This is a genomic window from Dehalococcoidia bacterium (genome assembly GCA_041649635.1).
Classification (GTDB): domain Bacteria; phylum Chloroflexota; class Dehalococcoidia; order E44-bin15; family E44-bin15; genus JAYEHL01.
The window spans coordinates 41,164-57,907 of record JBAZMV010000002.1; the positions used below are offsets into that span (position 1 = coordinate 41,164).

General features: G+C 53.0%; 16 protein-coding genes. 6 read left to right on the plus strand and 10 right to left on the minus strand.

Annotation, left to right across the window (positions count from 1 at the left end):
* Positions 1–23 precede the first annotated feature (23 nt).
* From WC562_04055 to WC562_04070, 4 genes are all read right to left on the minus strand, one after another.
* Entirely contained in the window at positions 24–989 is a 966-nt protein-coding gene (locus tag WC562_04055; GenBank protein MFA5055332.1) for an NAD-dependent epimerase/dehydratase family protein, read from the minus strand.
* Between the two features lie 77 nt (positions 990–1,066).
* The gene (locus WC562_04060; GenBank protein MFA5055333.1) at positions 1,067–2,275 is read right to left on the minus strand and encodes an NADH:flavin oxidoreductase; all 1,209 of its coding nucleotides are present in this window, start codon (positions 2,273–2,275) and stop codon (positions 1,067–1,069) included.
* Positions 2,276–2,609: 334 nt separating this feature from the next.
* Positions 2,610–2,816 (minus strand): hypothetical protein, encoded by a 207-nt coding sequence (locus tag WC562_04065; protein MFA5055334.1) that lies wholly within the window; start codon positions 2,814–2,816, stop codon positions 2,610–2,612.
* A gap of 135 nt (positions 2,817–2,951) precedes the next feature.
* A complete protein-coding gene (locus WC562_04070) occupies positions 2,952–4,139 on the minus strand; it encodes a radical SAM protein (protein MFA5055335.1) in 1,188 nt (395 codons plus the stop codon).
* A gap of 94 nt (positions 4,140–4,233) precedes the next feature.
* On the opposite strand from WC562_04070, the gene WC562_04075 reads away from it, so the two are divergent.
* Positions 4,234–5,280: a hypothetical protein gene (locus tag WC562_04075; GenBank protein ID MFA5055336.1), complete on the plus strand. Its 1,047-nt coding sequence runs from the start codon at positions 4,234–4,236 to the stop codon at positions 5,278–5,280.
* 9 nt (positions 5,281–5,289) lie between these two features.
* On the opposite strand, the gene WC562_04080 is transcribed toward WC562_04075, so the two are convergent.
* From WC562_04080 to WC562_04100, 5 genes are all read right to left on the minus strand, one after another.
* Positions 5,290–6,006, minus strand: coding sequence for an SDR family NAD(P)-dependent oxidoreductase (locus WC562_04080; GenBank protein ID MFA5055337.1), 717 nt, complete (start codon positions 6,004–6,006; stop codon positions 5,290–5,292).
* Between the two features lie 12 nt (positions 6,007–6,018).
* Positions 6,019–6,930 (minus strand): hypothetical protein, encoded by a 912-nt coding sequence (locus tag WC562_04085; GenBank protein MFA5055338.1) that lies wholly within the window; start codon positions 6,928–6,930, stop codon positions 6,019–6,021.
* A 63-nt stretch (positions 6,931–6,993) separates the two neighbouring features.
* Positions 6,994–8,919, minus strand: a complete 1,926-nt coding sequence (locus WC562_04090) for an FAD-dependent oxidoreductase (GenBank protein ID MFA5055339.1) — start codon at positions 8,917–8,919, stop codon at positions 6,994–6,996.
* Between the two features lie 187 nt (positions 8,920–9,106).
* Entirely contained in the window at positions 9,107–9,925 is an 819-nt protein-coding gene (locus WC562_04095) for an ABC transporter permease subunit (GenBank protein MFA5055340.1), read from the minus strand.
* The gene (locus WC562_04100; protein ID MFA5055341.1) at positions 9,922–10,812 is read right to left on the minus strand and encodes an ABC transporter ATP-binding protein; all 891 of its coding nucleotides are present in this window, start codon (positions 10,810–10,812) and stop codon (positions 9,922–9,924) included. The genes WC562_04095 and WC562_04100 overlap by 4 nt, the downstream gene beginning before the upstream one ends.
* 230 nt (positions 10,813–11,042) lie before the next feature.
* On the opposite strand from WC562_04100, the gene WC562_04105 reads away from it, so the two are divergent.
* The 4 genes from WC562_04105 to WC562_04120 are packed head-to-tail and all read left to right on the plus strand — an operon-like array spanning position 11,043 to position 14,889.
* On the plus strand, positions 11,043–12,347 hold the full coding sequence (locus WC562_04105) for an NAD(P)/FAD-dependent oxidoreductase (GenBank protein MFA5055342.1): 1,305 nt from the start codon (positions 11,043–11,045) through the stop codon (positions 12,345–12,347).
* Between the two features lie 56 nt (positions 12,348–12,403).
* Complete coding sequence (gene mscL, locus WC562_04110; protein ID MFA5055343.1) at positions 12,404–12,859, plus strand: large-conductance mechanosensitive channel protein MscL; 456 nt, start codon at positions 12,404–12,406, stop codon at positions 12,857–12,859.
* 35 nt (positions 12,860–12,894) lie between these two features.
* Positions 12,895–13,374, plus strand: coding sequence for a DUF3795 domain-containing protein (locus WC562_04115; protein MFA5055344.1), 480 nt, complete (start codon positions 12,895–12,897; stop codon positions 13,372–13,374).
* Between the two features lie 48 nt (positions 13,375–13,422).
* Positions 13,423–14,889, plus strand: coding sequence for an NAD(P)/FAD-dependent oxidoreductase (locus WC562_04120; GenBank protein ID MFA5055345.1), 1,467 nt, complete (start codon positions 13,423–13,425; stop codon positions 14,887–14,889).
* Between the two features lie 75 nt (positions 14,890–14,964).
* Here the strand turns inward: WC562_04120 and WC562_04125 are convergent, their stop codons facing one another.
* Complete coding sequence (locus tag WC562_04125; protein ID MFA5055346.1) at positions 14,965–15,966, minus strand: 4Fe-4S binding protein; 1,002 nt, start codon at positions 15,964–15,966, stop codon at positions 14,965–14,967.
* Positions 15,967–16,101: 135 nt separating this feature from the next.
* Here WC562_04125 and WC562_04130 point away from each other — a divergent pair, with 135 nt between their 5' ends.
* Positions 16,102–16,740, plus strand: a complete 639-nt coding sequence (locus tag WC562_04130; GenBank protein MFA5055347.1) for a glycerol-3-phosphate acyltransferase — start codon at positions 16,102–16,104, stop codon at positions 16,738–16,740.
* Positions 16,741–16,744 lie beyond the last annotated feature (4 nt).

Here is a 16,744-nt window from a genome sequence, read left to right on the forward strand (position 1 = left end):
TTAGATTGTCGATTCAATGTAGTTTACTCTTGGCAACTGCAGCTTGCAGGCTTCTTTTTGCCCATGACCTCTAGGAATATGTCGAACGCCTCCGGTCCCGTGTAGCGGTATTTGTAGCCCGTCTCCTTGATTAATTTCTCGCCGCTCATTAGTGTAGAATATTGGATCATACGCAATGCGCCGGCCTGTGCCTTGGACTGCAGCTTTAGCCGCCATGTTATCTTAATGCCCCAGTAAAGAAGCCAGGAGGGCAAAGAGATAGAAGGTTTCCCCAGCATTTTTATTATCTCGGAATATTTGTATGCGCCCTGGGCTGTAAAGTTGAATATTCCTGCCTTCCTTTGTTTAGCCAGGAGTGTGATTATATCGACCAGGTCATCTTCGTGGATGAATTGCCATGTTGAATCAAGACCTATGGGTTTGATCATTACAGGAAGGAATAGCACTGTTAGGCCGCATTTAGCGCCGCCGGGTCCCGTCACCGCCGCCGTTCGGCCTATGGTTACCTTGATATCCGGGTGCTCCGTGGCGAATTTCTGAAACATGTGATCAACCTCGGCCTTATCTGACGGGTAGGGGAAATCGGGGTTGGGCTTAAGCGGCATATCCTCGGTGAATGTGGGATTATCACGCCATGCCCCATAGGCCGAATAACTGCCCATGTAGAATACCTGCTCCACCTTGGCCTCGGCGGCGGCAGCCATGAAGTTCTGGGAGCCTTTTATATTTATTTCGTGCGCCATTGCTTCGGCATGTATAGGGGCTACGATGAACGCAAAATGTATCGCCGTGTCGATTTTGTTTTCAGATAAGATGTTACCGAAAGGCTGTCTCACGTCGTGCTTAATAAAGGTGAATTTGGGTGATTGGATATCGGGTTCTTTGATATCCATTCCGATGAGGTGCTCCACCTCCGGTTCCTGTAAAATCCTTTTGGCCAGCAGGGTGCCGAGATATCCGGAGACGCCGGTGATCGCTACGTTCTTCATACTGCCTCCCGCGATTTTTATTAATCCGGTAGATTAATCTATCAACATCTGATGCCTTATCGACGTGCTCAAGCGTTCTACTTTGTTGCCGCCCCTGCCGCCGCGAGTTCATTGCATACGCACTTGACGCCGTTGGGCCCTGACATTTCGGCGACGCACTTGTTGCAATGGTCGCAGTCGGAGGCCGTTATCTCACCGGCTATCAGCCTGTTAACGAAGTCGGGATCTTTTATGGTAGCCCGGCCGAGCTCAAGGAATTCGAAACCTTCATCCATAACCTTTTTCATGTTATCGAGAGAGCATACACCGCCGACGTATACAACGGGGATCTTAACGGCGTTCTTTATCTGTTTTGATAGATCGAAGAGGAACATCTCCTCGAAGGGGACGATCTTTAATATGAGGCCGGCAAAAAGTTGCAAGCCTATTTTTGTGACGATATTCTTTTCGTACTTAATGTATTCTTTCTTGGGCAGGTTCCCTCGCATCATGTGGAACGAGGTCTTGGCGGTGAACCCGCAGCTTGGGATCAGCGCGCTCGCTCCCGCCTGTTCGAAGCGCTTTGCTACCTGTACGGCTTCATCGATTGTGATACCGTTCTTAAAGCCGTCTTCGGTGTTCATCTTGACCAGTATCGGAAAGTCCGGGCCCATCACCTTCCTGACGTGTTCTATTACCGATGCCGGGAATCTCATGCGGTTCTCCAGCGATCCGCCGTATTGATCCTTGCGGCTGTTGGTCCACGGCGATAGGAACTGGCTGAGCAGATAGCCGTGTCCGGCGTGTATCTCAACGGCATCGAAGCCGGCCTCGCGCGCCATCTGGGCCGCTTTGCCGAAGTCCTCCCTGACCCTGTTCATATCTTCTTCGGTCATGGGTCGGCAGATGCTGTAACGGAACATGCAGAACTTGCGTGACGGTCCCATGGGCGTATAACCGGCCGCGGATTTGTTAGCAAAGAAGCCGCAGTGTCCTAACTGTACACTGGCGGCAGCTCCCTCCGCGTGTATGGCATCGGTCATTTTTTTAAGGATTGGTATTATTTCCGGTCGCATATACATCTCATGACCGAAAGCAACGCCGTCTTTAGCTACGGCGCAATATGACACGGTGGTCATGCCTATGCCGCCGTGCGCTACGGCCTGGTGATGTTTGAGAAGGGCTTCACCCGGCGTTGCGTTGGGACACATGCCCTCAAAACAACCGGCTCTGATAGTTCGATTACGAAGTTGAAGTGAGCCGATTTTGCCGGGGGTAAATACTTTCATCTGCTTTACGTCTGTCATAGTTCCGCCTTTCTTTGCTTTCGCAATAGTTATTAATGAGTTATCTAGAAACGTTTCTGCGTGGCAAAATTAAATCTTTTTATGCATTTTATGGCATAATTTGACTGACATTTTGCGATACTGCTTGGAATATCGGGGAAATCACATAACGAAGTGCTGCTACGGGTGTGGTGGACTGACGCTTTGTTCATAAATATTCTCTATCGAATATAAACGCGCATCAAAATAGTATAAGATTGAATAGAGCCGAGATGACAGAGATAGGGTATCCCAAAAGTCAGTCTCTGTCAATAAGAATTCCCCTCGTTCGTAGTATCTATATATTTCCGTGTGATTATTTCCACCATTTCTTGCGGCTGGCGGCGACCGCTGCCAACGGCGATACAGCTATCCACAGCGTGAATGTTATGAGCATAGCCATGGGATAGTCTATTTTGCTCCAACCCAGGTCCGGCGCTATGACGCTCCATAGCAGCATGAGGAAGAAGGAGCTTAAGAAAAAGCCGGGTATTGCCGATAGGAACATGAAGTAGCCGAACATATTTGCCTCCTGTCATATATGTCATTGCCCGACTTGATCGGGCAATCCAGGGTGGGCGAACACATAGGTTCGCCCCTACGTCTAAATCATCTTTCCAAACTGTGGAAGGATGATGACATTGTAATATCAATTACCCTAATATCCAAACTTAACGTATTCTTGTGCTTTGCCGAGCCGCTTGCCTACCGTTCCCAGCGCGTCCATCGAGCGAATCCTGCCACCGTTCTTGCGCAGGCGTAATATCGTATTCACCGTAACCGGCCCCAGCCCGGGGACGCGCAGCAGCTCGAACTTGTCGGCGCGGTTGATATCGATAGGGAACACCTCGGGATGGCGCATGGCCCACAGCTCTTTCGGGTCGGTCGTCAGCGACAGGTTGCCGTCGCTCTCGAAAGGTATCTCCTCCTCGCTGAAGCCGTACTTGCGTATGAGCCAGTCGGTCTGGTAAAGCCGGTGCTCGCGGTTCAGCAGGTCGGCGTTGCTCAGCGCTGACCGCTCGCCGGGCAGCCCCTCTTCGCCCAGCCCGCGCTGGTAGGCGCTGAAGTACACGCGGTTGAGCCCCAGCCGTTTGTAAAGGCCCCACGAGTATTTTACGATCTCGCTGTCGGTCTCATCCGATGCGCCGACGACGAACTGGGTCGTTTGATGCACGCGGCTGTATCTCGACTCCGGCTCGGTCAGCTTGCTTATGAGCTTCATCGGTCGGATGATATCGTCCAGGTAGTTCTTGCTGCGGCCAAGCTTTTGAAAGTGCTCCTCGCCCGCCGTCTCGATGTTGATGGAAACGGCGCTGGCCAGCGACACGGCCCGCTCGACGGCGGCGTCCGATGCGCCGGGGATGACCTTGAGGTGCATGTAGCCTCTGAAACCGCCCCTCCGTAAAATGTCGGCGGCGGCGATAATCCGATCCATAGAATCGTCCGGCGTATTCGTCATGCCGCTGGTGAGGAAGATGCCCTGCACGCGTCGCGCGCGGTAGTATTCGAGGAAGGCTTTAGCTGTTTCTTCCGGCGTCAGTGTGCAGCGCCTGCTGTCGATGCCGACCCGCAGCGGGCAGTAGCGGCAGTCATTCAGGCATTCGTTGGATACCAGCGTTTTGAAGAGGAAGGTCTTGCGCCCGTTCTCAAACGTGACGGGGTATATCCACCTGTCGTCCCTGGAGCGGCGGCGTGCGTCGGTCTCATTCACGCCGCAGGCGCAGGCCAGGTCGTACTGCGAATCCTGCGATAAGATCGACAGCTTCTCATGCGTGTCCGGCGCAACGCGGACATAGGGCGCGCCGATGGTCGCCGGCCTATCGCAGGTGGGGCAGTTGTCCTTCATGGAGACATGATACTACCGGAAAAGTCGATGGGCAAGGATTGTATTTTTGTAACTACTGACAGTAGTCTCTTGCACCTCTTTGGGGGATGGTATAATGTCAGACATGGAAGAAGTCAAAGAAACTAGAGTTGAATCTGAAGTAACAGCAGTACCTCAAAAACGTCCGATTAAAGATTGGCTTCTAGAACCAGCAGTCATAATAGCTCTAATCTCTGGCCTTGCCTACTTATGTGCGTACATTTATGAGATAGGATACTGTTATTACTTTGGTATACCTTATGATCTAATTATTATAAACTGGACGCGTTTTTTGATAAGCATTTTCCCTTTCTCGGTATTTCTGTTTGCTGAGCTATTACCTCATATTGTAAGAAAATTTCGGAACCTATCTTTTATAACGTTAGTCGTTTTTTTGTTCATCTTCTCTTATTACCCAATTCAGTATTGCAATATCCGATATGGCTTCTTGATACCTTTAACCCCTTTTCTGATCATATTTGTTTTGGCGGTTATAGGTGGTATTCTACTTATTCTTCTTTATCCTTTGGAAAGGACCAGACGACAGGAAAGGGGAAGAGGGAGAAAAGGAATAGAGACTGATGATATAAAGAAGGAGGCGAATAAGGAAAAAGCTGTTTTAATATCAAGTGACGAAAGAGTTGTTTTGATTACAAGTGTACTAATATTTGGAACCACAGTATTTATATATTGGATTTATTATCGGATACTTCTTGATCAAGCTTGGCAATGGAGTGTATTAATAATAGCTTTTTTTCTCAGCTTGGTAGGGCCTGTTTGGAGCAAAACTCTTGTTTCATTTACAGCTAATCTATCTCCAGATAGGCAAGAAGCACGTAGATTGTCTATGGTTGCAATTACCTTAATCTGCATATTTATATTTTTCTGGTTATCTATAGATGCTGGAAGAGACGTGGCTAGAACAGAGAAGGAATATTTTGTGACATCTTCAAATCAGAGCATGGTAGTGCTCAGGATATATGGCGACAATGCTATTTGCGTGCCGTGGTATAAAGAAGGGAATAAGTCATATATAACAAAGGAGTTTGTGATACTTCCTTTGGAGAATATAACGCTTATACCTCAAGAAATCGGGCCGTTGCAGGTAAAGTCGGCGGAGTAGTTTTATCCTCTATCCCATTCTGTAAAACCAATTCGGCATGACCTTCATTACCCAGGCGATGAGCCGCCAGCGTCGCGTGACATAGGCGTGCGGCTTCTTCCTCTCGATGGCGCGGTATATCTGCTGCGCGGCCTTTTCAGTCGACGCTCGCCAGAATATGTTATCCCCCTGCGCCATGCGCGTGTCCACGAATCCGGGCTGGATGTCGGTCACGTAGATGGGCAGTTTTGTCTTCATGGCCATGTGGCGCAGCCCCTCCAGATAGTTGCAGACGTAGGCCTTGGAGGCGTTGTAGGCCGGGGCGTAGCGCCCGCCGCGTATCGCCGCTATCGATGATATGCCGACGAGGTGGCCGCGGCCCTGCTGGACGAAGTAGTTGAAGGCGGTGTCGGCGATCGCGGTGAAGCCGAGGACATTCGTGTCGATGGTATCTTTCTCGTTGGGCCATTGCAGGTCGGGGGTGCCGTGGCCGGTGCCGGCGCTGATGACCACCAGATCGACTCCGCCCATCTCGGCGACGAGATCGTTGAATGTTGCGATGGCGTTCGGCGTGTCGGCGACGTTCATGGTTCGCATATGGCATTTGTCCGAAAGCTCAGCTTGCAGCTCCTGCAGCAGCTCGGTGCGGCGGCCGGTGATGCCGACGATGTAGTCGTGTCGGACGAGGACTTTGGCCAGATCACGCCCCATGCCGGATGACGCGCCGATGATGATGGCTTTTTTCATAATAAACTCATATTAAGGCCAGACTCCCTGATAACCGTCGCATGTGTTGCACTGGCATATATTCATCTCGGAAGAGTTGATGAATTGCGAGACGACGTTTCCCTCATTATCCACGCCCCAGATATAGTGGAAAGTATCGTGGCATCCATTAATACCGCCATCGCAATTATCATTATTGGGGCCTGCCAGTGCGATACATCCGTCCGGCACTTCTCTGAGAAGGCCGCCGTTGCTAATGAGTAGTTCCGAAAAATTTATGATGTAATACGAGCCGTTAGGATGAGTTAGTGTGAATGTGGCGCTCTCGTTTATTATGGGCAGTTGAGAAGAGTTGTTGGAATCGGACATATAGTAGGCAACCGCGTTTCGCATTTCTTCACGAGTGGTACTATAGGCAGCCTCTCGGGAAGAGCAGAATGTGCCACCAACAGAAGAAAAGAGCATCATTATGATGAAGAAGAATATAAATATTACGAATATTGCTACTGGTAAATGAGATGCAGTTTGCTTCTTCACATTTTCCGTGGTTAGGTGGTGGATGTGCTTTATATCCGATAAGAGAAGAAGCAGAGACAATGCGATGATAATTGCTGCAATAATAGTTATCTTTGCTGCACCTGTGTCCGGTGTGATTTGATATGGCCCATCACAATGAGTGCCAAGATAATATATGATACCCCAGCACATAATTCCCAGGTTGATGAATGCGAGGATTAGGCAGTTCCACCACGCAATTCTTCTTATTTTAGTCCAAAGTGTGCATGCGGCGATGAGGAGCAGGAAGGATGCGATGAGGAGTGAGGGCGTTAAGTAAGGAGGAATGGGGTTGATACCGCAATCATTAGAGGAAATACCCCTGCTGACAAAAATTGTAGCAAATAGTTCGTAGATTAATATTAAGAAAGCCGCGATTTTTGTTTTCAATTCAATCGCTCAAAGAAAAAATAGAAAAGCTATGCCTAAACGTGTTTACACACAAGCGAGTCTTTATATCTTCGCGGCTAGCTTTGCCGCGGTGGCCACCGCAGCCGCCGCGTCGCTGGGATTGGCCGCGTCGCCGATGACGTGGATTTCGGGCGCCAGGCCTTCGATTTCCTGTACCAGATTGTTGACAGCCTTTGCGCCCACGGCCAGGATAACGGTATCGGCAGGGATGGAGAATATCTCGCCGCCCCAGTTCATGGTCACGGCCTTATCGGAAATCTCGATTACGCTTGTATTGACGAACATCGGCATGCGCAGGTCGATGAGCTTGCGCGCCAGCGTGCGGTAGGTCATGCGCTCCAGCTTGCTGCCGTTCTCTCCCAGCATCGCCTTGGTCACAATCGTCACGTCCTTGCCCTGTTCGGCCAGCAGCAGAGCGACCTCCAGCCCGATGAAGCGCCCGCCGATGACTACGCATTTGCCCTTAATCTTGGCTTTGCCGGTTATGACATCGAGTGCCTGAACCACGTTCTTGCCGTCCGCGCCCTTGATCGGGAGGGAGCAGGGGACGGCTCCTGTTGCGATCACTACAGCGTCGGGCCTGGAACCGACGATGTCTTCCTTTTTGATCTCGGATTTCATCTTCACCTTGACGCTGGATTTCTTCAGCTGTCGCTCGAGGTACGCGGTGAAGTCGTTAAAACGCTCTTTGCCCGGCACGTTGGCCGCGATGGTCCACTGGCCTCCAAGCGTGGTGCCTTTCTCGTGCAGCGATACTTTGTGGCCGCGCTGCGACATGAGGATGGCCGCCTCCATGCCCGCGATGCCTCCGCCGACAACCATTATTGTCTTGGCCTTATCGGCCTTCGGAAATGGCAGCTTGGCCTCGCGGAAGAGGAACGGGTTCACCGAACACGGCCCCGCTCCCGGGTCGGTCTTGACGCAGTTGTTGCAGTAAACACACGGGCATATCTCATCGAGCTTGCCCGCGCGCAGCTTGTTGGGCAGTTCCGGGTCGGCCAGCACCGGTCGTCCCATAGCGATGAAATCGGCCTTGCCGGCCTTTAGTGTTTTCTCGCCGAGTGCGGCGTCGATCTTGCCGGCTACGATTACGGGTATCTTGACCGCCTTTTTCACTTTCTCGGCCAGAGCCAGCATCGCGCCGTCGGGATACGCGTAGCAAGGTATGCTCGAAGCACACCAGAACTCGAGACTGGAAGAGACAGAGATGGCGTTCGCGCCGGCTTTTTCAAGTTCCTTGGCCTGATACAGCACCTCTTCCATGGAGATGCCGCCTTCGAGGTCGTCCGTGGCGTTTATCTTAACGATGAGAGGGAAGGCCTTGCCGGTGGCTTTATTTATCTGCTCAACGATTCGTTTCGCGAAACGCAGCCGGTTTTCCTTTGAGCCGCCGTATTTATCGGTGCGGCGATTGGTTATCGGCGACATGAACGTGCTGACCAGACAGCCGTGGCAGGCGTGCAACTCGACGGCGTCGGCTCCGGCTTCCTTGGCGCGCCGCGCCGCCTGGGCGAAGTCGTCTATGTAGCGCTCTATCTCTTCCTCCGTAATCTCGGAGTATTTCCAGACAGGGTTCAGCCACGGCGTTATAGACGGAACCTTGATAATCATGCCTTCGGGCACGAATCCGCTGAAGGTGATCAGTAATCCGTTGTGCATGAGCTGGATGGAGGCCTTGCTTCCGGCTTGATGTATCGTGTCGACTACGGACTTGATGCCGGGTATGAACGAATCGTTATATATGCCGAGCTCCCAGCCGGGCGAGCCGTCCTTGCTGACGCCGGCGCACTGGGTCGTGACGAGCCCGATGCCTCCGGCGGCGCGGGCTCTGTAGTAATCGAGCATGCGCTGGGAGGGGTTTCCCGTCCCGTCGGTGAGGACCGTTCCCATAGCGTTCATTACGAGCCTGTTCTTCAGTTTGAGCTTCCCGATGCTGCCCTGGCTGAATAACGTTGGATATTTGTTCATATAATACCTCCCGCGCGTTAAACGATTAAGTTTCTTGTAGTCTACTTTATTTATGCGTCTGAGGTCAAATCTCGTGAGTAAACAGAAAAACAAAAAACCCTTATGTGCTATTTAATGTCAAATAGATGGGTAGAGACATCAGGCTTTTCTCTTTTGCACTCGGAGCCTACTCGGAATCGATGAATCTCTAGGCCGCTATGTCGCGGCGCTGGAAGACGAATATCGAGGCTACGGTACATATGGCGATTATCGCTATATAAACGCCGATACCCAGCCAGTCGACGTTGAAGTCGGCGGCTATCTCGCCGGGCGCGTAATAGTGGAAGATCGACAGATATCCGATCCAGTCAAGGCTGTCGATGGTGTCGGATAAGATGTTGAGCAGGAAGAACAGGCCGGTAAGCGAGCCGGCGGCCATCAGCACCTTGCGCGGCTCAAGGAAAATGCAGGAGAACAGCATCGAGTAGCTGGCCACGGCCAGCGGCAACAGTACGCCGGGCAGGAAGACCAGGCATATGCCGGCGATATCCGTCGTTGTGCCTATTATAGCCATGCCGATTACAATCCCGATAAGCGAGGCCGCTACCACGCCCAGCAGCAGCAGCGGGAACACGGCGAACCTGCTCATAATGACATGGGTGCGTTTCACCGGCTGAGAGAGCAGCATGTCCAGCGTTCCTTTGTCTGCCTCGCGGGCCACGATGTTGCCGCCAAAGAAGATGGCGTAGACCGCCATCATCATGGGCCACATCGAGAGATACTCCAGCGAGAGCCATTTGCCGAGAGACAGTGTGCCGTCCGGATTGAGCAGCGAGCCGATGTCGCCGGCGAATATCTCGAACATGGCGCCGAACTGCTCGGCGTACTCGGCTATGGTATCGGCGATGTCCTGCATCGGGTTGAACAGGTATACCATCAGGATGCCGTAGAGGATGAAGAAGATAGACCAGGCTATGAGCCCCCCGCGGCTGGATCTGAGACCGAAAGCGAACAGATAGCGGTTCATTCCGCCTTCCCCCCGCTGTAGAACTTCATGAAAGTATCCTCCAGTGTGGCCTCGGGGAATATCACGTCCTCCAGAGGTAATGCGGCCAGTTTCGGCATGAGGTCGCCGATGTGGCCGTGCACAAACACCTCGATATGCCTGCCGTCGATGCGTGATATCTCGACGCCGGGTATCGTCAATCGTTCCTCAGAGACCTCTTCCTTAAGGGTCAACTCAAGCTTTCGCACGCGTTTCGACTTGAGGTTATCGATGCTCTCGACATCGACCAGCACGCCTTTTCGCAGCAGCCCGACCCTGTCGCATACGCGTTCCACCTCGGGCAGTATGTGCGATGAGAAGAAGATAGTTTTGCCGCGGCTCTGTTCGCGCTTGAGAAGGTCGTAGAACTCGCGCTGAACCAGCGGATCGAGGCCGCTCGTGGGCTCGTCCAGGATAAGCAGCTCGGGGTCGTTCATCATGGCCTGGATGATGGCCACTTTCTGCTTCATACCCTTGGAGTATGTTTTGATCCTGCGCGACAGATCGAGGTCGAGCCGTTTGGCCAGCGCCCGTTTTCGCTTACCCGAGTGATTCTCGTGCAGGCTGCTCATGAGGTTAAGGAACTCGTCGCCGGTGAGATGCTCGTAAAGCGATACGTCGCCGGGCAGGTTGCCGATGCGCTTGCGTATCTCGACGGAGTGCTTCTGCACGTCGAGGCCGAATATCCTGGCGCTGCCGCGGGTGGGGCGTATCAGGTCGACAAGTATGCGTATGGTCGTTGTTTTTCCGGCACCGTTGGGGCCCAGGAACCCGAAAATCTCTCCCTTGACGATATTCAGGTTCAGATTCTCGATGCCGCGGACTTTGCCGTAGTACTTGGTTAACTCTGAGGTATGGATTACATCCAATCACTGTTCCTTTAATAACATAGGGTCTATCGCTACATCGAATTACAAAATAACACCGTGGAAAAAGTCTGTCAAATTTATTTCTCGAACGTGATCGATGTTTGACTTCCGTCGTACGCTGTGATATAAAAGCGGATACTGATGTTGCATTAACCGCTCGGGGGCGACTGAAAACTGGACCCCGGGCTTTGTTTTGTACTCAGGATAAATCTTATAGATTGAGGTCAATAATGACGCGTGAGAGTTGCGACGTACTGGTTATCGGTTCAGGGATAGGGGGGCTGTCGGCGGCGGCGCTGCTGGTAGCATCGGGATATAAAACAATCGTCGTAGAGAAATCGCCGCGTATCGGGGGACGTTACTCCACCATCGACCATAAGGGTTTCAAGATCACCACCGGCGCCATCGAGATAGAGATGGGCGGCGTGATACAGAAGGTGTTCGATGCCGTGGATGCCAAGTTCGAAGCTACGGTAGCGTCTACGTTTAAATATCGCATAGATGGCAGGGATTACGATATGCCGGCCAAGGGCGGCATGCGGGCATTCATATCGGCGTTGGCGGAGAACGAAGAGGAAACGAATCGCGTTATGGGCGGGATGAAAAAGGCGCTGGCATGGCAGGAGCCCGCCGACAACATATCGCTCAGGCAGTGGGTGCAGCAGTACACCGAGAACGAACGTATCGCCCGCGCCTTCTGGGCGCTTGTCAGCCCGACGCATTTTGTTAATGACGACGAGCTGTCCGCCGGTAAGTTCTTCGCCTATTTGAAAGCTCCGAAGGCATCGGCTGTCGGCATTGCGCCGCGCGGCCCGCTGGAGCTGATGGAGTCGCTGCGAAAGGGCATCGAGGCCAGGGGCGGACAGGTGTGGACTCAGTCGCAGGTTACAAAGATAGTGGTGGAGGATGGCAAGGCTGTCGGCGCCGCGGTCAAGCGCGACGGCGAGTCGGTCGATATCGCGGCCAAGGCTGTTATCAGCAACGCCGGCCCGCGCAAGACAGTTGATCTGGCCGGCGCCGATAACTTCGATCGCTGGTATTTAAATCTCATGAAAGATACGTTGCATCCCGCGCCTTTCATCGCGGTTCACGCCGCCAGCGACGAGCCGCTGGTAGATTGCGACTCAATCGTGTTCGTGCTGGGGCGCAGGCTTAGCTGCATGAACACGCCGAGCATCGCATGTCCCGAGCTGGCGCCAAAGGGTAAACACCTGCTCATGGCCGGCGGCACGCCGCTGTCGTCACTGCCGCCGTACGATGTACAGGCGGACAAGGAGCAGATTGTCGCCGAGCTCAAACAGGAAATTCCTGATTTTGATAAGCGCGCCGAGCTTTTGATGGTGAGCTATTTCCGCGGCGATGTGCCCGGCTATCACAGCTGGCCGGGGTTAGACATGCCGCAGAAGACGCCGATTCTTAATCTGTATAACGTTGGTGACGGCGTTAAACCGGCAGGCTGGATCGGTCTTCCTGCCTGTGCTAAGAGCGCCGAGATGGTCGTCGAGGACATCAAGTGGCGGGTGAAGTTAGGGTGAGGCAGTTTGACATAAAGAGTTAATGTCGTGCAAAGGAGGGATTTATTAGTATGAAAATGTTCAAGGAGTTCAAGGAATTCGCCATGCGCGGCAATATGATCGACATGGCAATCGGCATTGTCATCGGCGCTGCCTTCGGCGCCATCATATCATCGCTGGTGTCCGATATCATAATGCCGCCCATAGGTATGGCACTCGGCGATCTGGATTTCTCCAATCTTTTCTGGGTCATGAGAGAGGGAGATGTCGCCGGTCCTTACGCTACAATACAAGCGGCGCATGATGCCGGAGCCGTCACTTTCAACTACGGCAAGTTCATCCTGACGCTTATCAACTTCATAATCATCGCTTTATGTATTTTCGTCCTGGTTCGCTCAATAAACAAGATGCACCGGCCAAAGGAAGTTAAGCCCGGCGAGCCGACAACCAAGGAGTGCCCTTACTGCCAGTCTGCGATATCAATTAAGGCCAGCCGCTGCGCCTTCTGCACCTCTCAGTTAGAGCAGAAATAGTATTAAGGGATTATTTCCCGGAGAGGCGGTTTATTATGAACGGCGATCGGAAAGTATTCGCCGCGCCCTGCGGTCTCTATTGCGGCGCCTGTTCCATACGGGCGGCGTATAACCGTAAAGACGCCCCGATGCTGAAGGCTATGGCCGACGGCGTCGCCATGTATCTGGGACATGATGTCGAAATCGAAGACCTTGCCTGCGGAGGTTGTTTATCGGATACGCTGGCCGCGCCGTGCCGCGAGTGCAAGATACGCGACTGCGCGTTCGCGAAGGGGCTTACCCGCTGCTCGGAGTGCAGCGAATTTCCCTGCGAATTAGTGACAAGTTTCAATAATGACGGCCTTCCTCATCATTCTGAAGTGCTCAAGAACATCCGCCGCCAGAAAGAGGTCGGAGTAGATTCATGGCTGGCGGAGCAGGCGGAGAGATGGCGTTGTCCCAGCTGCTCCGCCGAAACCAACTGGTACGCAAGCCAGTGCCCGGAGTGTGACAATGTGCTGGGAGGGGCTTTTTAGAGTAATGCCCTTTATATATCGGATTAGCTAAAAAAGAGGAGGTGTTTCATGGCGAACAAGAGGTACGATGTCATTATCATGGGGGCGGGTCCGGGAGGTATCGCCTGTGCCGCGATGCTGTGCAAATCGGGGCTGAAGACGCTGGTGGTCGATAAGAACCAGATCGCCGGCGGCAAGGCGATTACGGTTGAACATAAGGGGTTCAAGTATGACCTCGAACCAAAACTGCAGGTGCCGATGACGGGTTCCGCGTTCTGGCTGCTTTACGACGAGCTGGGGATCAAAGACCAGTTGGGTGCAATACCATGCGATACCGTCAAGCTGGCCTATAGGCACAAATCTGCCGATAAATACAATGCGCAGACCGTGCCTCAGACCAGCGTCGACCCGACTCCGCTGTTCGATCTCTGGGGGCTCGATGAAAAGGAGCGCAATGACGCCATTCCCGTACTGGCCGAGCTGGCTTTCCTCACTCCGGAGCAGTTGAGCGCCATGGACGAGATGACCTTCGATGAGTGGCTTAAGAGTAAGAACACGCCGTGGGGCCTGTACAGTTTCTTCTGCATGCACGCCAATGGATCTCTGGCCGAGCCCATAGACATGGTCGCGGCTTCGGAGCAGGGGGCGATAATGCAGCATATCGCCACTGCGGGCGGCGGCGGCTATTACAAAGGCGGCTTCGGGCGCATGCTGGGCACGGTTGCCGATTACATCAAATCGCACGGCGGCGAGTTTTTGATGGGCACTCGGGTCGAGAAGATTAAAGTGTCGAACGGAAGGGTCACGGGCATATCGACGACGAAGGGCGATTTCGATTCAAACATTGTCGTCAGCGATGTGGGTCTCCAGCCGACGATGCTCAAGCTCATCGACGGGAAGGAGTTCGATAGCAGTTATCTGAATTACATACGTGACCTGGTGCCGGGTTGGGCCTTCACCGCCGTCCGTTACTTCTTGAACAAGAAGGTCGTCAAAGAGCAGATGGCCATGTGCTGGGCGGACTATACCTGGATGACCATGGATCTTTATAACAAGGTCAAGGCCGGGCAGAAGCTGGAGGAGGAGATATTCTTCTTCACGGTGCCGTCGAACTACGATCCGAGCATGGCGCCTGAAGGTCAGCAATGTGTTATCGCGGGCACTATCTGCTCGCCCGATCCGAAAGCGCCGGAGATCAAAATGCAAAACGATCTTCTGGATACAATGATAGAGAAGATATATCCGGGCTTCATGGACGCCTGTTTCGAAAAGCAGGCCACCGGGCCCGCCGAGATATCTTCGGCCACGCGCGACAGTGTGCTGCCCGGTCAGGGCGGTGAGTGCGTCGGCCTGGCGCAGATCGTGGGTCAGTGCGGCAAGTACAAGCCCAAGCAGACCACGCCCATAAACGGCCTGTTCATAGTGGGCGCCGACGCCGGTGGCGTGGGGATGGGCACGCACCAGTCGTGCCAGTCAGGTATGAAAGGCGCGAAGCTGGTTCTGCAGCACTACATGAAGCGGCAGGCGGCGAGATAATCGTCGAACCCGTGTCGACCGTAATCAAAAAGGGGGCTGTAACAGCCCCCTTTAATTTTTGTTGAGGACGTGCGATTAAACGGGCTTCATCGCTATAGCGTCGTATGGACAGGAGACAACGCAGACGCCGCATCCGTAGCATTTATCGGTATCGATAACGGCCTTCATCTTTTTCGTCTCTGGCGACCTTACCAGCGTTATTGCGCCGAAGAAGCACCTGTCAACGCAGTCGTTGCAGCCAGTGCATTCGCCGGTGTCGACGACAGCGCGGAAGCGGCTCTTCTCCAGTATGCGGTCGATGTTGTTGTAGCGCAGGCCCCCGTCGAATATGACGCAGCAATCGCGGCAGCAGTTGCAAAGCTCGTTGAAGGCTCCCGATGACCTGACCGGCCACGTGTGTATCAGGCCTTCCTCCTCGGCTTGCAGCGCGATGTCGATAGCCTCATCCGGAGTAAGCTTGCGTCCCGCTTTCCTATCGATGTGGAATTTTGCCGACTTGTTGAACTGAAGGCAGATGTTCACCGGGCTCTTGCAGCGCCGCATGGAGCGGCGGCAACTGCACGGCACTACCGCTATCGGATCGGCTTGCTTGATCAACTCGCGGATGTCCTCTTCAGGAAGCAAGTCGGATGATGGGATGGCGGGGTTGTGCCTTATCGATTTTACGGCGGGGAGAACCTTTATCCGCTGTATGTGTATCTCTTTTGGTATTTCAGCCGTCGAAGGAATCCATTCCGTTTCATGGTATTCCTTCCACAGGTCGAGAAGCTCATTGTCGATCCATTTATCGGCGCTGGAGAGAGTGGCGTCGTGCAGCTGTGTGGCGTCGCGCGCGAACTGTGGGCCCTTGCTTGTCGGAAAAACCAGGCCGCGTTCGAGGAACTCCTGCAGCTTCTGTTTGATCGCAGATTCGTCCATGCCTGTCTGTTGCGCCAGCTCGGCCGGCTCGGCGGGGAGCATCAGCAGCAGTTTCGCGTCTTCAGGCGAGATGAGCTTCTTCAGGATTCGAGGTAGTATTTTTGAATGGGGCTGATTGAGTCTGTTTGCTATTTCAATGTAGATATCGTTTTCTTTCATGACTCTCCTGAGGAAACCGATTTATCCGCTTTGATTCTACACTATTTGGTTTGTTGCGCGCTATGCATTGACACAGCCTTGATTAATACTTAATATTCGTTTTATGGGATATGTTACGAGGGGACTGGTGATGGAATGAACCTCGCGACGCAAATAATCGCCGTTCTGGCAGCAGGGTATCTTCTGGGCAGCATACCTACCGCCCATATCGTAATGCGCGTTTTCCGCAAGAAAGACCTCAGTAAGATAGGCACAGGCAACATAACCTCCACGGCCGTCATGATACACGGCGGCAGGATCCCCGGCAGTATTTCCCTCGCCATCGAAATTATTAAGACCTTCCTGTGCTTATATGTGGCGTATCTGATAGCCGGAGAACTATGGGCCTACCTTGTAATGATGGTCATCGCATCGATAGGTCAGATATGGAGCGTATGGCTGAAGGGCAAGGGTGGCAAGGGACAGACTATCTACGCCGCCGGATTCATGGTGATATGTCCCATTCCGTTCTTAATATCTATCGGGGCTATGTTACTAATATTCCTGGTATCCAAGCGATTTTTACTCGCTAATCAGGTCTGGCATATTATCACGCCTCCGATCATGTTGTTTGCTCTGCTGTTTAATCCGACAATACCAATACTAAATTTGGGCGAACATTCCTGGGGTTATGCTGTCACCGCGGGCGTGTTGTGCTCCTTCTTCTTTCTAAAGAACCAGGCTTCTAACGATGACATAGTGCAGTCGCAGGCCTGGGGCAGTTACAGCCGTTAGAGGC